This is a genomic window from Anaerovibrio lipolyticus (genome assembly GCF_021531495.1).
Taxonomy (GTDB): domain Bacteria; phylum Bacillota; class Negativicutes; order Selenomonadales; family Selenomonadaceae; genus Anaerovibrio.
On sequence record NZ_JADYTY010000003.1, the window covers coordinates 51,185 to 69,104 of the forward strand.

Sequence of the window (17,920 nt, forward strand, 5' to 3'; positions counted from 1 at the left end):
TTTTTTGGAAAAACATTGCTATTATAGTGAATATTGTATAAAATGTATCTGTTTTATATTAGTTGACGATTTTGTGTTATGGAGTTGTTACGAATGAGCAAACGATGTCGGATTCCGAAAGATTCCATATTGAAGCGTATTCAAGGTTATTTTAGATTGCTGTGTGCCTCCTCTAGTGAATATTATTATGTTCAGGATTTCAAGGCAAATCTCATGATGCTATCTCCCAATATGATAGCAGATTTTGGCCTGCCGGCTGAAGTGGTTACGGATATAGAGGCTGTGTGGGTGCCTGTTATCCATCCTGATGATGTAGAGGGGTTTTTGAAGGAGCTGCACAAGAATTATACTCCGGAGGATAATGTCCATGATGCCTTTTACAGAGTGCGAGATATAAAGGGAAATTATATATGGGTTCATTGCTACGGTGTAGTATCCTTTGACAGCCGTACAGGAGAGCCGGAGCTTTTTGCTGGTGTTATCAAGCAGATGGAGCAAAAGATTCAGGCAGATGCCAATACAGGCTTGCTGGGGAAATACAGATTTGAAAAAGCTGTCAAAGAAGCCTTGGTGCGAATAGATGGCGAATATGGCCAGGGCATAATTATGATTATGGGGTTGGATAATTTCAAGATTATCAATGAATCCTATAATCGTCGTTATGGCAATATTATGTTGAAGCTGGCGGCAGAGGCTATAGAAAAGGTTTTGCCAGAGGGCGTTCGCCTCTATAAGCTGGATGGAGACGAATTTGGCTTAGTAATGCCAGGTTTGGATGAGGATTCAGCGAAGAATCTTTACGAGGATATTCAAAAAGCCTTTTGTCATCCTCATATGGTGGAGGGACGAACCCTGTTCTGCACCATTTCTGCCGGTGTGGTGGCCTATCCTCAGGGGGGCAAGGATTATCTGGTACTGCACAAGCATTGCGAGGCTGCTTTGGATCAGGCCAAGCGAGAAGGCAAAAACAAGAATGTAATTTTCAGTAAGGAGCAGTATAACCGCTGGCTTCGCTCTGTGAATATGCGGGAAATGCTTCATGATAGCATTGAAAATAATTATGAAGGCTTTTCCTTGTTCTATCAGCCACAGGTTAACGCCAGAACCCAGAGGCTCATCGGAGCAGAGGCTCTGCTTCGTTGGCGCAGTCCCAATGGCCGCATGGTTTCTCCTATGGAATTTGTGCGGATACTGGAAGAAACCAAGATGATTATTTTGGTGGGACGCTGGATATTCGAAACGGCTGTAAAGCAGTGCAAGGCTTGGCAGGAGAAGTGGCCCGGCATGAGAATCAGCATCAACCTTTCCTATGAACAAATTAAGGAAAAGGGCTTTGAGGATTTTGCCATTGACTGTCTGAAAAAATATGATTTGCCTCCTTATTTAATTGTTTTAGAGCTGACAGAAACAGCCATTGTATCTGATTGGAACAATGTTAATGCTCAGTTCCAGCGGTTTAGGGATTTAGGCATGAGTATTGCTATGGATGATTTTGGCACAGGTTATTCCTCTCTGGCCTATATGAAGCATTTGGCCTGTGATATTGTAAAAATAGATAGAGCTTTTGTTATAAATATTGTGGAGCCAGATAATGAATTTGACCGTCAGCTGGTGAAATCCACCATTGAGTTGTGTCATAGTGTGAATATTACTTGTTGCATCGAAGGCGTGGAAGCCGAAAAGGAATATTTGCTGCTACGGGATTTCTGTCATGCTGATAGTATTCAGGGCTATTATTTTGGTCGGCCAGAGCCACCAGAGGAGTTTGAGAAAAAATTCTTTGTGGAGCCGGGCAATCCTTATACCAGTTTTTAAGCAGGAATCTCCAGCCTCTATAGGCGGGAGTACCTTCACTATTGGATAAAAGAAAGGTATATATAATAATTATGAGTAGAGATAGAGAAAATATGCCTAACATCACCCTTTTGGGCAATCAGCATACTAAATATGATTTTGACTACAAGCCAGAGGTGCTGGAAACTTTTGACAATAAGCACCCAGATCGGGATTATTGGGTAAAATTCAACTGTCCTGAGTTTACCAGCCTGTGTCCTATTACAGGTCAGCCGGATTTTGCTACCATTTATATTTCCTATGTGCCGGATATTAAGATGGTAGAAAGCAAATCCCTGAAGCTGTATCTTTTCAGTTTCCGCAATCACGGAGATTTTCATGAGGATGTGGTAAATATTATCATGAAAGATCTGGTGAAGCTGCTGGAGCCAAGATATCTGGAGGTATGGGGTAAGTTCCTGCCACGAGGGGGAATTTCCATAGATCCATATACCAATTATGGCAAGCCTGGCACCAAATTTGAGGAACTGGCTTGGCAGAGATTCAGCCAGCATGATTTGGTGGCTATGGATAAGGTAGACAATAGATAAATATTTTGCGTTGAAGATTGTTTCCTTGTTGAAAATCAGCAGGGAAGCGGTCTTTTTTTATTTTATTAGAAAATTGCTGAAGAAATCATGTTTCTTTATATATATAATATGACGATAATTGGAAGTATTGAAAAATAAAGTAGTTAATGCTATATTGAAGAAAATATTCGGAGGTGAGAAAAATGCCTATGTACAAGAAGGTTATGGGAGCTTTGGGGATTATATTGCTATTGGTGGCGGGAATTAGTTTTTATGATTATCAGCAGTCTGGTCAGGCTGTGGATTTATCTACCTTATCCTCTGATAATAAGGAGACTGCCAGTGAGAGGCAGGTGGCTGTATATGTTACAGGAGAGGTGGCAAAGCCAGGGGTGGTATATGTGCCTTGGGAAGGACGGGTAGGAGATGCCATTAATCAATGTGGGGGACTGCTGCCTACCGCCGATAGCAGTCAGGTGAACATGGCGGCTACCGTTAAGGATGGCATGGAAATTCGGGTAAAGGGGAAAGCTATATCTAAAGATGGCAATACAGGAAGCCAAAGGAATCATTCTGGTGTAAAGAGTAGTGTTGCAAGCAGGGCTTCTAAGACCAGTTCCCCTGAGCAAGGAAAAAATGTCAGTGGTGAAATAGTAAATATTAATACTGCAAATGTAGAGGAGCTGAAAAAGCTTAAGGGCATAGGGCCGGCTATGGCTCAACGGATCGTAGATTATCGGGAGGCCAATGGCAGCTTTCAAGCTCCAGAGGATATTATGCAGGTTAAGGGCATAGGCAAGGCCAAATATGCCAAGCTAAAGGAGCAAATAGCTATATGAAATATGGTCAGCATCCCAAGGCCTTTGTAAATCTGCTATTGGTTGGTCTTGTAGTAGGGATTCTACTGGCTGATGCTATGAAGCTTCAGCCATATCAAGGAGCATTTTTTCTAGGCGCCTTGGTATTACTGCTGGTAGGAGCAGTGCTTATTAAGAAGGAGCATAAAATGGCCTGGGCTTGCCTGTGGCTGGGCCTGATTCTGTTAGGGGCAGGGAGATATTATTTAGCTATAAATATAGAAGAAAACAATATAATTAAATTGGCTGGCCAGCAGGTAAAGCTGCAGGGAAAATTGGCTGAGCCACCCAATGTTACCAGAGATGAAAAGGGCAAGCTTCATCTGCAATATGTGGTGGAGGTGGAAAAGGTTTGGCAGGGAAGCAAATACGGCAAAGCAGGTCAAGCCATGCAGGGAAAATTGCTGGTATATGGCGGGGAGGAATCTCTTAAAAAATCACCCCAACAGGGGAAAAATAAAGCAACAGGTTTAGAAGATGATACTGTTGTTGAGTCTATAGAAGGCATCTATGGTCAGGTGGGAGATGGTATTCAATTAGTAGGTAGGATTAGTGAATTTCATGACTATGGCAATCCAGGACGCATGAATAGGGTTATGAGCAATAAAGCCAAGGGTATTTGTGGCAGGGCTATGATTAGCAAATATAGTCTTGTTATAGAGCCAAGACAGGAAAAATCCTTGGCAAGGCTGGCGGAGCAGGTGCGGAAGCAATATGAGGCCTATATGGCTCAGGCTATGCCAAAGCAGGATGCGGCAGCGATTTTTGCCATGCTTTTTGGTGGTTATCAGGGGATACGCCCAGAACTGCTGGAGGCCTTTACTATAACCGGTATTGTTCATATTCTTTCTGTATCCGGCTCTCATATAACTTTGATGGCTGGTACCGCAAATATTGTAGGGCGTTTTCTGCATATGTCCCCCAGGGCAACAGCAGCCTTGGCCACAGGGGTTATATTGTTTTATAGCCTTTTGGCAGGGGCTATTCCCCCAGTTATTCGCTCTGCCTTAATGGGAATTTTAACCCTGCTGGCCTTAACTACTGGCAGGGAAAGGGATGCTCAGCATATCCTGGGATTGGTGGCCTTAGGCTTATTGCTATATTCTCCTCTTTGGCTTTTTGATATTAGCTTTCAATTGTCCTTTGGAGCTACCGCTGGCCTTTTGTATTTAGCTCCCCCTCTTAGGAAAAGCCTGCGCAAGAAACTGCCGGTATTTGTGGCAGATAGTTTGGCTGTAACTATAGGTGCCCAGCTGTCTGTAATTCCCATAATCGCTTGGTATTTTAATGTGCTTTCCCTTAGCTCCTTGTTGGCCAATTTGGTGATTGCCCCTATTGTGGAATGGATTATTGTGGCAGGACTGCTGGCAGGCTTGCTAGCTAGTCTACTTCCTTTGGCAGGCAAGGTGGTTTTTCTTCTGGCCAGTGTGGTGCTGGGCTTGGTTTATGAGCTTTCCCGTTGGGTGGCGGCTTTGCCGGGAAGTCAAATCTATATGCCTACCTTCATTTGGTGGGGGGGAATGTTGTACTATATGGGATTAGGCTGGCTGATTATTGGTAATGGATACAGGAAAAGACTGATGTCCTGTATCGGCAGTAAATATCTGCTGGCTATGGGACAGAAGCTACGGAGTTCAAAAGGCTGGCAAGCTGTTTTCCTATTGGGAATGTTGGCAGTGATTTTCTGCTGTTGGCAGATGGGGTGCAATAATAAGGAAATGCAGGTGCATTTTATTGATGTGGGCCAAGGAGATAGTGCCCTGGTTATAACTCCACACGGCAGAGCCTTTATGGTGGATACAGGGGGAGTACGGGAAGGAAGCTATGATATTGGCAGCAGGGTGGATGTACCTTATCTCCTGCATTATGGGGTGGAAAAGCTGGACTATATTTTTCTTACCCACGCCCATGATGACCATGCAGGAGGGGTGAAAGGTATTTTGACTAAAATACCGGTAGGCGCTATTGGTATTGGTCACGAGGGAGCAGGGGATTATCTTCAAGCCTTTGGCACAGGGGAAATAGGAAAAATAAAAAAGCTGCTGGTGCCCTTGCAGGAGGGCAGTAGTATAGAATTGGATGGAGTACGGATAGATATGCTTTACTCCCCAGAGTCAAGGAAGGTGCAGGAAAGTCAGCTGCAGGCCACTGGCAATGAATTTTCTAATCTGATAAGGGTGAGCTATGGAGAGGCTTCTTTTTTATTTACTGGGGATTTGATAGCGGAGCAGGAACAGCAGGTATTGGCTAATGGTACCAATGTAGCCAGTACAGTGCTAAAGGTAGGCCATCATGGCAGCCGTACCTCCAGCAGTCAGGAATTTTTGACAGCGGTCAATCCTGGCTGGGCGGTTATTTCCTGTGGCTACAATAATAGCTTTGGTCATCCTCATAAGGAAATTCTCAATCGACTGACTAGCTGTACTAAGGCAAAAATTTTGCGGACAGATCAGCAGGGAGCCATTGTCTTTAGAACCGATGGAAAGAGCATTAAGGTTGAAAGCTTCTGCTAAACATAAAAAAATCTTCATTTTCAAGGATATTTTAAAATTTTCTAAAAATATGCATAGTTGTGTATAAATATTTAAGGAATATCAAAGTATGCATAGAAATGTGTTATTTGTTAAATCCCGTAAAATATGGGAGTATTGAAAGTATTTCTTAAATGTGATAAAATTGCGAAGTATGTATGGAATAGTGTATATTTTTATGAAAAGAGGTATTTTAAGTGGAAAAGGTAACATTCAAGCCTTATATTCCTGCGGAGAAAACTCCTTTGGAATTAACGGCGGTTTCTGTAGTGGTAGGTATGCTGCTGGCTATTTTGTTTGGCGGTGCCAATGCCTATCTGGGATTGCGTGTAGGTATGACCATATCTGCATCTATTCCAGCAGCTGTTATTTCAATGGCTGTTATTCGTGTCCTGTTGAAGCGTGATTCCATTCTGGAGAACAATATGGTTCAGACCATTGGTTCTGCTGGTGAGTCCGTAGCAGCAGGCTGTATCTTTACCCTGCCTGCTATGTTTATGTGGGCACAGGAGTGGGGTACTGAGACTCCATCCATGGTAGAGATTGCAATTGTAGCTTTTATCGGCGGTGTTCTGGGTGTACTGTTTATGGTGCCTCTCCGCAAGGCTCTTATTGTTAAGGAGCATGGTGTTCTGCCATATCCAGAGGGAACTGCCTGCGCAGAAATCCTGCTGGCTGGCGAGGGTAAGGAATCTTCTGCCAAGACTATTTTTGCAGGCTTGGGCCTGGCTGCAGTTTACAAGTTTGTAACTGATGGCCTGAAGGTATTCCCAAGTGAAATCGCTTATAGCTTTGAGCGTTTCAAGGGTTCCGAGATTGGTATAGATGTACTGCCAGCATTGCTGGGTGTAGGTTACATCTGTGGTTATCGTGTATCCGCTGTATTGTTTGCAGGATCTATCCTCATGTGGTTCTGCATCCTGCCATGTATTGCTTTCTATGGTGCCGATGAGGTAATATTCCCTGCAACCAAGATGATTCAGGAGCTTAGCACTGGTGCTATGTGGAGCAGCTTCGGTCGCTACATCGGCGCTGGTGCTTTAGCAGCTGGCGGTATTATCAGCTTGGTAAAGGCTCTGCCTTTGATTGTTGATACCTTTAAGAAGTCCATGGTCAGCTTTGGCGGCGGTCATACCGCTCTGCGTACTGATAAGGATCTTTCCCTGAAGTTCATTATTGGCGGCGTTATTGCTATGGCTGCCTTGATGGTAATTGTACCTGTTATTCCAATCAGCCCAATGGGTGCTGCTTTGGTAGTTATCTTTGGTTTCTTCTTTGCTACTGTATCCTCCCGTATCGTAGGTATTGTAGGCTCCAGTAACAACCCTGTTTCCGGTATGACCATTGCTTCCCTGCTGTTCATCAGCATTATCTTTGTAGCTAATGGCAATGTAGGTCAGGAGGGCATGATGGCAGTTATTGCTATCGGCTCCATTATCTGTATTGTAGCAGCTATTGCTGGTGATACCTCTCAGGATTTGAAGACCGGTTATATTCTGGGTGCAACTCCTGTTAAGCAGCAGATGGGTGAGCTGGTTGGTGTGTTTGTTTCTGCTCTGACTGTTGGTGGCGTACTGTACCTGCTGAATGCTGCCTGGGGCTTTGGTTCCAAGGAGCTGGCAGCACCACAGGCTATGCTGATGAAGATGATCGTAGAGGGCGTTATTACTGCTAACCTGCCTTGGGATTTGGTATTCATGGGTGCAGCTATTGCAGTAGCAGTTGAGCTGTTGGAACTGCCTGTATTGGCTTTCGCTATCGGCCTGTATCTGCCAATCTATCTGACGGCTCCTCTCTTTATCGGTGGTTTGATTCGCCGTATCTGGGAGGCTAAGAAGTATCAGTCTGACAAGATTAAGGAAGCTGCTATTAACAACGGTACTCTGATGGCCTCTGGTATGATTGCCGGTGAGGGTATTGTAGGTATTGTACTGGCTCTGCTGGCAGTGCTGAATGTAGATACTGATATCTCTGGCACTATTAATCTGGGTGAAATTGGCTCTATTGTTGCCTTTATCGCTTTGATTTGTGTAATGATTTACACCATTGAGTCTGGTAAGAAGAATGCTTAAGTCCAAGAATATTTTTGACCTAAGGTATCGCCGCAACCCTGACCTGCAATGGAAGATGTTGGAGGATGGTACCGTTGAGCTGGCCATGGAGCATAAGGGCGTTTTTGCGGCCATAGCTCACAAGGTCTTTAAGCGTCCCTCTACCAGCTATATCAAGCTGGATGAGCTAGGCAGCTTTGTGTGGCAGGAACTTGCATCCAGTCAAGATGTGAAAACTGTATCTGAGGCTGTGCACAGTCGTTTTGGGGAAAAGGCTGAGCCGTTGCTGCCTAGATTGGGACAGTTTTTCAATCTCTTGGAGCGTTATGGCTTTATAACGAGGTGTCCGTAGTCCCAGCATCCATAGCTGGCGGGAGGTTGTACCAATGACAGGGTGGAGCTAATATCTACACCCTCGTCGAAACCCCATTGAAAGAAAATGCAAAGGCATTTTCTTTGAATAATATAGGGGTTATAGTGAGAGAAAAGTAATTGATAGGCAATGGGGCGTGTGGCCCCGTGAAATCCGTCTGTATTGGGGAATGCAGGCGGATTTTTGTTCATTGCTAGAAAACTGGTTTCTGCATATAATTAATACAGTGGACAGAAAACGGAGAGAAGTAGGCAGGTGAAAAAATATGAACTATGGTGAGCTAATGGCAGGGCTGCGGCAGGGAAAAATTGGTCATTTGTACCTGCTGGCAGGAGAGGAAGCCTATTATATAGATAAGGCCAGGGAGGCTCTGCTGAAGATATGGCAATGTCCTATGGAGGATGTGCAGGTGGCAGACGGCACATCTCTTAGCGAGATTATGACCTTGGTGGAGTCTGTGCCATTTTTGACAGACAAAAATGTAGTATGGGTTAAATCTGCGGCTCTTTTCAAGGATAAAGGTGAAAGCAGCAGTAAGAAATTAGAAGAAAAATTTCATGCTATGCTGCATAATATACCTGAATTCAGTTATGTGATTTTTGAATATCATGGCAAGCCGGACAAGCGGAAAAAGCTGTACAAGATTCTGGCTGAGGCTGGCATAGTTATGGAGTCGGAGCCTATTCGGGCCAGCAATATTGGGGACTGGCTACAGGGAAAGCTGCAGGAGCTAAATAAAAATATGGATAGGCAGGCCTATGAATACATGGTAGGAGCTGTAAGCAGTATGCAGACTGTGGATTTGGCTTTTCTTAATAAGGAGCTGGAGAAGCTGGTTTTGTTCCTAGGGCCGGAGCAGCGGCAGATTACCCGCCAGCATTTGATGCAGGCCTTTTCTGATGTGCCGGAAATTTCCAGCTTTGCTATGCTGAATGCCATTGGCGCAGGGCAAACCGCCAAGGCTTTGCAATTATTTCAACGACAACTGGATAATGGTGTGTATTTTGCTTTGACCGTAGGTTTGGTGGCTAGGCAAATCCGCCTGTGGTGGCAGGCCCAGGCCTTGCAGGCTCAAGGTGTTCGAGGCCGTGCCTTGGCTGGCAAATTGGGACAGCCTCCTTTTATTGCCGAAAAAACAGGTCGGGAGGCGGCCAGCTTTCCGCCGGGACTCTTAAAGAAAGCCTTGCTGGCCCTGTCTGATGCGGATTATGGCCTGAAAACCGGACAGGCAGATTTGGTGGAGTTGGAGGCTGTGATTATCATGCTGGCCAATCGAGGACGGGATAATTTATGAAAAAGGAATTTGGTATATATATACATATTCCCTTTTGCCGGCAAAAATGCTTTTATTGTGATTTTCCCTCCTTTGCTGGCCGGGAGAAAAAAATTGATAAGTATTTGCAGGCCTTGGAGCAGGAATTTGCTTTATTAAGGCAAAGGCTGTACCCAAAAGATAATGTCAGAGATACAGAAAGTAAATTTGCTCCTCGAACCATATATATAGGGGGAGGCACTCCCACCGCCCTTAACGCCCATCAACTGAAAAAGCTATTGGAAATTGTCCAAAAATATGTGACTGTGGCAAAGGCGGAGGAATTTACGGTAGAAATGAATCCCGGCACCGTAGACAGGGAAAAGCTATTGCTTCTGCAACAGGCAGGAGTAAATCGCCTTAGTGTAGGGGTACAGTCCTTTGATGATCATTGCTTGCAAAAAATAGGCCGTATTCATACTGCTCAGGATGCAGTAAATACCATAGAATTGGCTCATAATTTAGGCTTTGACAATATCAGCTTGGATTTAATCTATGGCTTGCCACAGCAGGATAGGGAAATTTTAACCCAGTCGGTGGAAAGGGCTTTGACCTTGCCGGTTCAGCATATATCCATTTATGGCCTGCAGCTGGAGGAGGGCACAGCTTTTCAACGAATGGCGGATATGGGGAAATTGCAGCTGCCAACAGATGAACTGGTGGAGACAATGCATGATTATATAGTGGAAAAATTGCCAGAGGCTGGGTATCAGCGGTATGAAATCTCCAATTATGCCCTGCCTGGATATGAAAGCAAGCACAATCTGTCCTATTGGCAGGATGTGGACTATCTAGGGCTAGGTTCTGGAGCTCATAGCTATTGGCAGGGAACCCGCTACGAAAATCCCAGAAGTATAGATGATTATATCTCTGCTCTGGAGGTAGGCAGGTTGCCATCCACCCTAGAGGAGCAGGTAGATAGACAGGCTCATATGGAGGAGTATTGCTTTCTGGGCTTGCGAACTGCGGCAGGCATTGACAAAAATCTCTTTCAGCAGAAATTTGGGGTGGATTTGTTTACAGTTTATGGCAGAACTATCGAGAAGCTGGTGGCGCAGGACTTGTTGCAGCATACAGCTAATGGCATTGCTTTGACTACTTTGGGCATGAAATACGGCAATCAGGTTTTCGGGGAATTTTTATTGTAAAAAATATTTTACTTTGACTTATTGACATTTTGACAAATAAGAGGTATATTATTTTCAGAAGTTAGCACTCACCTGATTGGAGTGCTAACAAGAGGAGGCTGAAAAATGTTGAAAGGGCTTGATGATCGCAAAAAGCGAATTTTGCAGGCTGTAGTTCAGGACTATATATCCTCTGCTGAGCCTGTAGGCTCTCGAACCTTGGCCAGAAAATATGACCTGGGGGTTAGCTCAGCCACCATCCGCAACGAAATGGCGGATTTGGAAATGCTGGGATATTTGGAGCATATTCATACCTCCTCTGGCAGGATTCCTTCCTCCAAGGGCTATCGGCTTTATGTGGACTCACTTTTGCCTGTCCAGCCCATGAGCGAGGAGGAAAAGGCTGTTATCAACAAATGGTACCAAAACAAGGTACAGCAGGTTGATCAGGTTTTTCAGGAAACGGCCAAAATAATCTCTCGGCTCACCAGAAATGTTTCTCTGGTGTTGGCGCCTCAGATTTCCCAAGCGGCTTTTCGCTGTATGCAGTTTCTGCCCTTAGATGACCATCGGGTTATTGCAGTGCTGATGACAGATGCAGGCTTTGTGGAAAACAGGATTATGGAAATGCCAGCCGGGGCTGCCTTTGAAGATTTTCAGCGCATGGCAGCAGTGATAAATGGGTGTCTGGCGGGACATACTCTAGGAGCAATCCAAAAGAGCAGTCTAAAGCAGATTCAGGGAGAGATTGGCGATAGTGGTCTTTATGAATCCGCCCTGCAGCTTATTAACAAGGCTCTGGATTCCCAGAAGAAGGAAAGGCTTTATCTGGGAGGCACCACAGAAATGCTGGAGCAGCCTGAGTTCCACAATGTGGACAAGGTAAAGGACTTGCTGATAATGCTGGAAAAGGATCAGCTGATGAAGGATATTCTCAAAGCACATTTAGGGGATGGCCTTACCGTCAGCATTGGTCAGGAAAATGATTACAGCGGCATAAAGGATTGCAGCATTATTACTGCCACCTATCATCTGGATGGGGAGCTGCTGGGATCTATGGCAGTGCTGGGGCCAACCCGCATGGAATATGGCAAGACCATGTCCTTGCTGAATTATATGAATCAAAATCTCACTGAGGTAATCAAAAGGTTGCATTGGTAGGAAAGATAGAAAATATGAAGAGGTGAAGGTTAATGCCTTTGGAGAATGAAGAAATGAAGAAAAATGAAGATATAGAGCAGCAGACCACTGAGCAAGCTGAGGTAGATACAGCAGAGAACACTACTGAGGAGCCACAGACCGCCGAAACTCAGGCTGGAGAGGCGGAAGCTTCTCAGGAAGCTGCTGAGGAGGCAGAGGGCCAGGAGGCTGCCGAGGAATTGGAAGCTGTAAAGAAGCAGCTGTCTGAGGGTGTGGAGCGCATGAAGCGCTTGCAGGCAGATTTTGAGAATTTCCGCCGTCGTACCCGTCAGGAAAAGGAAGAATTGTCCAATATGGTAGTACAGGATTTTATCAAGGATCTGCTGCCAATGATTGATAATTTTGATAGAGCTATGGCTGCGGAAGCAGCTGATGGCGCCAAGTTCCAGCAGGGTGTGGAGATGATTTACAACCAGCTGGCAGAAATATTGAAAAACAAGGGCTTGGAGAAGATTGACACCACTGATGCCAAATTTGATCCAAATTTCCATCAGGCAGTAATGCGGGTGGAAAATCCAGACCTTGAGGATGAATCCATTGCTATGGAGCTGCAAAAGGGCTATATGGTTAAGGGCAAGGTTATCCGTCCTGCCATGGTTCAGGTTGTAGCAAATAGCTAAAATAAATTTGTAAAGGTTCTTATTTTATAAGGAGGAAATAGATTATGTCTAAGGTAATTGGTATTGATTTGGGTACTACTAACTCTGTAGTATCTGTTATGGAAGGCGGCGAGCCTACAGTTATTACAAATCCAGAGGGTAGCAGAATTACTCCATCAGTTGTTGGCTTCACCAAGACTGGTGAGCGTCTGGTAGGCCAGCTGGCAAAGCGTCAGGCTGTATCCAACCCTGACCGCACCATTTCTTCTATCAAGCGTCATATGGGTGAGAAGAACTACACTGTAACTGTTGATGGTAAGAGCTACACTCCACCTGAGATTTCTGCCATGATTCTGCAGAAGCTGAAGGCTGATGCTGAGGCTTATCTGGGTGAAAAGGTAGACAAGGCAGTTATTACTGTTCCTGCTTACTTTAATGATAGCCAGCGTCAGGCAACCAAGGATGCTGGTCAGATTGCCGGCTTGGATGTACTGCGTATTATCAACGAGCCTACTGCTGCTGCTTTGGCTTATGGTATTGACAAGGACGAGACTCAGACCGTTCTGGTATTTGACCTGGGCGGTGGTACCTTCGATGTGTCCATTATGGATATTGAGGATGGCGTATTTGAGGTTCGTGCTACCAATGGTGATACCCATCTGGGCGGCGATGACTTCGACCAGGCAGTTATGAACTGGATTGTAGAGGAGTTCAAGAAGGAGAACGGCATTGATTTGTCTGCGGACAAGATGAGTGCTCAGCGTGTTATCGAGGCTGCTGAGAAGGCTAAGATTGAGCTGTCCAACATGGTTTCCACCAATATTAACCTCCCATTTATTACTGCTGATGCCAGCGGCCCTAAGCATTTGGATCTGACCTTGACTCGTGCAAAGTTTGATGAGCTGACTGCTGATCTGGTTGAGCGTACTATGGTTCCTACCCGTAAGGCTATGGAAGATGCAGGCATCTCCAGCAGCGATATTACCAAGGTTCTCATGGTTGGTGGTTCTTCCCGTATTCCTGCTGTTCAGGAAGCTGTTCGCAAGTATTTGGGCAAGGAGCCTCATCGTGGCATTAACCCTGATGAGTGTGTATCTGTTGGTGCTGCTATCCAGGGCGGTATTCTCTCCGGTGATGAGACTAACGCCAAGGACGTAGTTCTGCTGGATGTAACTCCATTGTCTCTGGGTATTGAGACTCTGGGCGGTGTTTGCACCAAGATTATTGAGCGTAACACCACCATTCCTACCTCCAAGAGCCAGGTATTCTCCACGGCAGCTGATAACCAGCCTGCTGTTGAGATTCATGTTCTGCAGGGCGAGCGCGAAATGGCTGCCGGCAACAAGACCTTGGGCCGTTTCAGCCTGACCGATATCCCACCTGCTCCTCGTGGAGTTCCTCAGATTGAAGTTACCTTTGATATTGACTCTAACGGTATAGTACATGTATCTGCCAAGGATCTGGGTACTGGCAAGTCTCAGAACATTACCATTCAGTCTGACAGCGGCATGAGCAAGGATGATATTGACCGTATGGTTAAGGAAGCTGAGGCTCACGCAGCTGAGGATAAGGCCCAGAAGGAAAGCATTGAGATTCGCAACAATGCTGACTCCATGGTATATCAGGCTGAGAAGCTCATTAAGGAAATGGGCGACAAGGCAGAGGCTGGCCAGGTAGACAAGGCCAAGGCTGCTATTGAGAAGGTAAAGGAAGCTTTGAAGGGCACCGATACTGAGGCTATCAAGAAGGCTACCGAGGAGCTGCAGGAGCCACTGCATGCTATCAGCGCAGCTGCTTATCAGCAGGCACAGCAGGCTCAGCAGGCAGCCGGCGGTCAGCAGAATGGTCAGGCAGGCCAGCAGCAGTCCAGTGGCAAGCAGGATGACGATGTAATCGATGCTGAGTTTACTGAGAGCAAATAATTAAGCAAATCATTAGATGAAATTTTGAGTATGGGCTGCCGCCCTGGTGTATGTGTCAATGTTCACTGCCTAGAGGTGGCAGCTCATATTTGTGTTAATAGGTAAAGGTGAGATAAATGAGCGAAAAGCGGGATTATTATGAGGTCCTGGGTATAAAAAAGGGAGCCTCTGATGATGAAATAAAGAAAGCCTATCGTAAAATGGCGATTAAATATCACCCGGACCGCAATCTGAACAACAAGGAAGATGCTGAGAAGCACATGAAGGAAATCAATGAGGCCTATGATGTGCTGAAGGATCCTCAGAAAAAGGCTCAGTATGACCAGTTCGGTCATGATGCTTTTGCTCATGGTGGCGGTGCCGGTGGTGCTGGCGGTGGCTTTGGTGGCTTCGGCGGTTTCGGCGGCGGTGGCTTTAGCGGCGGCTTTGGCGATTTCGGCGATATTTTTGACACCTTCTTTGGTGGTGGCCGTAGTCAGGCTCGTCGTAATGGCCCAGAGCAGGGTGCGGATCTGCGCATTGATGTGGAGCTGACCTTTGAGGAAGCAGCCTTCGGTGTGGAGAGAGAGCTAAAGGTTCCTCGTACTGAGAATTGTACTGCCTGTGGCGGTACTGGTGCAGCCAAGGGAACCAGCCCAGAGGAATGTCCTCAGTGTCATGGTACTGGTCAGGTTCAGTCCTATGCCAATACCCCATTTGGCCGTATGGTAAATTCCCATGTCTGCGAGCGCTGCAGTGGTACAGGCAAGATTATCAAGACTCCATGTAAGGAATGTGGCGGTCGTGGCCAGAAGAAGGTTACCAAGAATATCAAGGTAAAGATTCCAGCTGGTATTGATGAAGGACAGCGCATCAGAGTTGCTGGTGGCGGTCAGGCCGGTCGTCGTGGCGGCCCTAGCGGTGATTTGTATGTTTATGTATATATCAAGCCACATGAGCTATTTACCCGTGAGGGCTATGATGTAATGTGCCAGGTGCCTATAACCTTTGTGCAGGCAGCATTGGGTGATACCATTGAGGTGCCAACCATTCATGGCAAGGTGGAGATGAAGATTGCGCCAGGTACTCAGTCCGGTACTGTAATGCGTCTCCGGGGCAAGGGTATTCCTATGCTGAGAAGAAATGGCAACGGCGACCAGCACGTAAGAATCAAGGTGCTCACACCCCAGAAGCTGTCAGATAGACAGAAGGAACTGCTGAAGGAATTTGGCGAGTTAAGCGGAAACAAGGTAAATCCAGAGCAGGATAGCTTTTTGAATAAAATTAAAAAGCTGTTTAAGGATTAAATTCTGAAGTTTACGAAATACAGGGCAGATGTTACAATATAAGGGTAACGTCTGTCTTTTATTTTGTTCATATAGAGGAGGATTTTGGATGAAGTGGTGTGAAATAAGCATTCAGACCAGCCATGAGGCGGTGGAGCTGATAGCTGAGATTTTTCGGGATTTAGGTGCTTCTGGCGTGGTTATTGAGGATCCAGAGCTGGTCAACGATTATATAACCTCTGGCAAATGGGATTATACAGATATTCCTATTGCCAAGGAAACTGAGGTAGTTGTGGAAAAGGCTTATCTGCCAGTTAATGGGGAGCTGGAGGGAAGAATCCAGACCTTGCAGCAGGAGATTAAGGCCTTGGAAAGCCGTGGTGTCAATACGGCTCCTGCTGTGCTGACTACAGCAGAGCTGCAGGACGAGGATTGGTCAGACACCTGGAAGCAGTATTTCCATACAGAAAAGCCAGGAGAAAGAGTGGTTATCAAGCCTACCTGGGAGGAATATGCACCACAGGGTGATGAGGTTGTCATAGAGCTGGATCCAGGAGCAGCCTTTGGCACAGGCACCCATGCCACCACGTCTATGTGCATCCGTCAGCTGGAGAAGCTGGTGAAGCCGGGCATGACTGTCTTTGATGTGGGCACTGGTTCTGGCATTCTCTCCATTATCTCTGCCAAGCTGGGAGCAACAAATATTCAGGCTGTGGATTATGATGACTCTGTGTTGAAAATCGTGGAAGAAAATCTGGAGCAGAACAATGTACAGGATATAATCTCTGTAGCTCAGAGCGATTTGATGCAAAATGTGCATGGCAAGGCAGAATTGGTGATTGCCAATATCATTGCAGATATAATTATCCGCCTCTTTGATCAGCTGGATGAACATTTGGAACAGGGCGGCACCCTGCTAACCAGCGGCATTATTGAAGACAGAATCGAGGATGTATTAGCAGCCGCCGAAGCCCACGGCTACGGAGTAGTAGAACGGATGGAAAGCAAAGGCTGGGCTTGTATAACATTCAAACGCAAGGCTGATATGTAAATCAATTTTATCGCCTCAAGCAAATATCCCAGGAATTGATTAAGAAAAATCATCAGGCGTATAAGGAATTGGCGTATAAATGAATAAAGAGATAGATTTTCAAATCGATTACAGGAAGCCACTGTTATTAGCAGCTATTTGCCGGGGAGACAATTATTATGCAACCTTTAAAATTATGCGATGAGATTCTACAAGTAGTTTTGGGAGAAAAACCATATTCCTTCTATGCATATTTCGATGATGGCACAGTGCACTATTACGATGCCGAAAATTTGATAAAAAGTGCTGGTTCTGATAGTGTTTTTGCTGCCTTGAAGGATATAGAAATATTTAGAAATAAAATTACAGTATTGTGTGGTACTGTGGCATGGGATTTACGAGGAGATAGAAATCCCGCAGAATGTATAGATATTGCTCCTGATGTTATACATGAAGGCATGTTGGTAAGAGATCCGTTAGAAAAAATAGCTCATGTTTAACACTACAAGCGTAACAAAAAGGCTGGTTTGAGGAATCAGACCAGCCTTTTGAGGTGGATTGATATGGAAGTTGCATTTTTGAAGAATTGCGTGTAGACTATTAATACAGAATGTAATACTGATTGTGGTAGAGTTAATATGGGAGGGGTTTTTATGTCTACTAATGAATATATCAGCATACCTATTGACAGTGAATTAAAGACAGAATCAGATTGCATATTGGCAGATATTGGACTCTCAACCCAGGTGGTAGTTTCTATGTTGCTTCGTACCATAGTCCGTAATAAGGCTATTCCTACAGAGCTTTTTATTATAGATAGCAAGGCAGCCAATAACGCAGCATATTTAGCTAAATTGGATCGTAGCTTTGCAGAATACGAAAGGGGCTTGGGAGAACAGCATACATTGTTAGAGGTGCCCAATGAATAATATCATTTGGACACCTACTGCGTGGAAAGAGTATTCTGATGAGAAAAATATCATACGGATTGCGATTTTATGTAATGCGTATAGATTTTTGCGTATGCGCAATTATAAGAATACAAAAGTGATATCGATTGACATGATACTAACATCGCAATCGGTATCACTTTTTTCATAGTTAGATTAATATTATCTGAAAATGATACGATATACTATGTAGCGAAGTTAGTATAGATTTTCGCATTTCCTGCTAGCAACAGGATATAGTATGATAAATGCAATGGTAGGGTGGTGTTGTCCCATGCCTATTTTTATAGTGGGAGAATACACAAAATTATATGAAAGTTTTGGCCTATGAGCAGTGCTC

The 17,920-nt window shown here is 45.2% G+C and carries 15 protein-coding genes; all 15 read left to right on the plus strand.

Annotated elements, in window-relative coordinates:
• The first annotated feature begins 93 nt into the window (after window positions 1–93).
• Window positions 94–1,815 carry a putative bifunctional diguanylate cyclase/phosphodiesterase gene (locus I6E26_RS02510; protein ID WP_235320259.1) on the plus strand — a complete coding sequence of 574 codons (1,722 nt, stop codon included), beginning with the start codon at window positions 94–96 and terminating at the stop codon, window positions 1,813–1,815.
• Window positions 1,816–1,886: 71 nt separating this feature from the next.
• Entirely contained in the window at window positions 1,887–2,384 is a 498-nt protein-coding gene (gene queF / locus I6E26_RS02515; protein ID WP_235320311.1) for a preQ(1) synthase, read from the plus strand.
• A 182-nt stretch (window positions 2,385–2,566) separates the two neighbouring features.
• Window positions 2,567–3,202: a helix-hairpin-helix domain-containing protein gene (locus I6E26_RS02520; RefSeq protein WP_235320260.1), complete on the plus strand. Its 636-nt coding sequence runs from the start codon at window positions 2,567–2,569 to the stop codon at window positions 3,200–3,202.
• Complete coding sequence (locus I6E26_RS02525) at window positions 3,199–5,733, plus strand: DNA internalization-related competence protein ComEC/Rec2 (protein ID WP_235320261.1); 2,535 nt, start codon at window positions 3,199–3,201, stop codon at window positions 5,731–5,733. The genes I6E26_RS02520 and I6E26_RS02525 overlap by 4 nt, the downstream gene beginning before the upstream one ends.
• 215 nt (window positions 5,734–5,948) lie before the next feature.
• Window positions 5,949–7,823, plus strand: coding sequence for an OPT family oligopeptide transporter (locus I6E26_RS02530; RefSeq protein ID WP_235320262.1), 1,875 nt, complete (start codon window positions 5,949–5,951; stop codon window positions 7,821–7,823).
• Complete coding sequence (locus I6E26_RS02535) at window positions 7,816–8,154, plus strand: PqqD family protein (protein WP_235320263.1); 339 nt, start codon at window positions 7,816–7,818, stop codon at window positions 8,152–8,154. Before I6E26_RS02530 ends, I6E26_RS02535 begins: the two co-directional genes overlap by 8 nt.
• 286 nt (window positions 8,155–8,440) lie before the next feature.
• A complete protein-coding gene (gene holA / locus I6E26_RS02540; RefSeq protein ID WP_235320264.1) occupies window positions 8,441–9,469 on the plus strand; it encodes a DNA polymerase III subunit delta in 1,029 nt (342 codons plus the stop codon).
• Window positions 9,466–10,635, plus strand: a complete 1,170-nt coding sequence (hemW, locus tag I6E26_RS02545) for a radical SAM family heme chaperone HemW (protein WP_235320265.1) — start codon at window positions 9,466–9,468, stop codon at window positions 10,633–10,635. Before holA ends, hemW begins: the two co-directional genes overlap by 4 nt.
• 105 nt (window positions 10,636–10,740) lie before the next feature.
• Window positions 10,741–11,775, plus strand: a complete 1,035-nt coding sequence (hrcA, locus tag I6E26_RS02550) for a heat-inducible transcriptional repressor HrcA (protein WP_235320266.1) — start codon at window positions 10,741–10,743, stop codon at window positions 11,773–11,775.
• A 53-nt stretch (window positions 11,776–11,828) separates the two neighbouring features.
• The gene (gene grpE, locus I6E26_RS02555) at window positions 11,829–12,434 is read left to right on the plus strand and encodes a nucleotide exchange factor GrpE (RefSeq protein ID WP_235320267.1); all 606 of its coding nucleotides are present in this window, start codon (window positions 11,829–11,831) and stop codon (window positions 12,432–12,434) included.
• Window positions 12,435–12,478: 44 nt separating this feature from the next.
• Window positions 12,479–14,335 (plus strand): molecular chaperone DnaK, encoded by a 1,857-nt coding sequence (dnaK, locus tag I6E26_RS02560; protein WP_235320268.1) that lies wholly within the window; start codon window positions 12,479–12,481, stop codon window positions 14,333–14,335.
• A 116-nt stretch (window positions 14,336–14,451) separates the two neighbouring features.
• Window positions 14,452–15,621 (plus strand): molecular chaperone DnaJ, encoded by a 1,170-nt coding sequence (gene dnaJ, locus I6E26_RS02565; protein WP_235320269.1) that lies wholly within the window; start codon window positions 14,452–14,454, stop codon window positions 15,619–15,621.
• Window positions 15,622–15,709: 88 nt separating this feature from the next.
• Window positions 15,710–16,651: a 50S ribosomal protein L11 methyltransferase gene (gene prmA, locus I6E26_RS02570; protein ID WP_235320270.1), complete on the plus strand. Its 942-nt coding sequence runs from the start codon at window positions 15,710–15,712 to the stop codon at window positions 16,649–16,651.
• A 158-nt stretch (window positions 16,652–16,809) separates the two neighbouring features.
• Window positions 16,810–17,130, plus strand: coding sequence for a DUF2442 domain-containing protein (locus I6E26_RS02575; RefSeq protein WP_235320271.1), 321 nt, complete (start codon window positions 16,810–16,812; stop codon window positions 17,128–17,130).
• Window positions 17,131–17,283: 153 nt separating this feature from the next.
• Window positions 17,284–17,559, plus strand: a complete 276-nt coding sequence (locus tag I6E26_RS02580) for a type II toxin-antitoxin system RelB/DinJ family antitoxin (RefSeq protein ID WP_235320272.1) — start codon at window positions 17,284–17,286, stop codon at window positions 17,557–17,559.
• Window positions 17,560–17,920 lie beyond the last annotated feature (361 nt).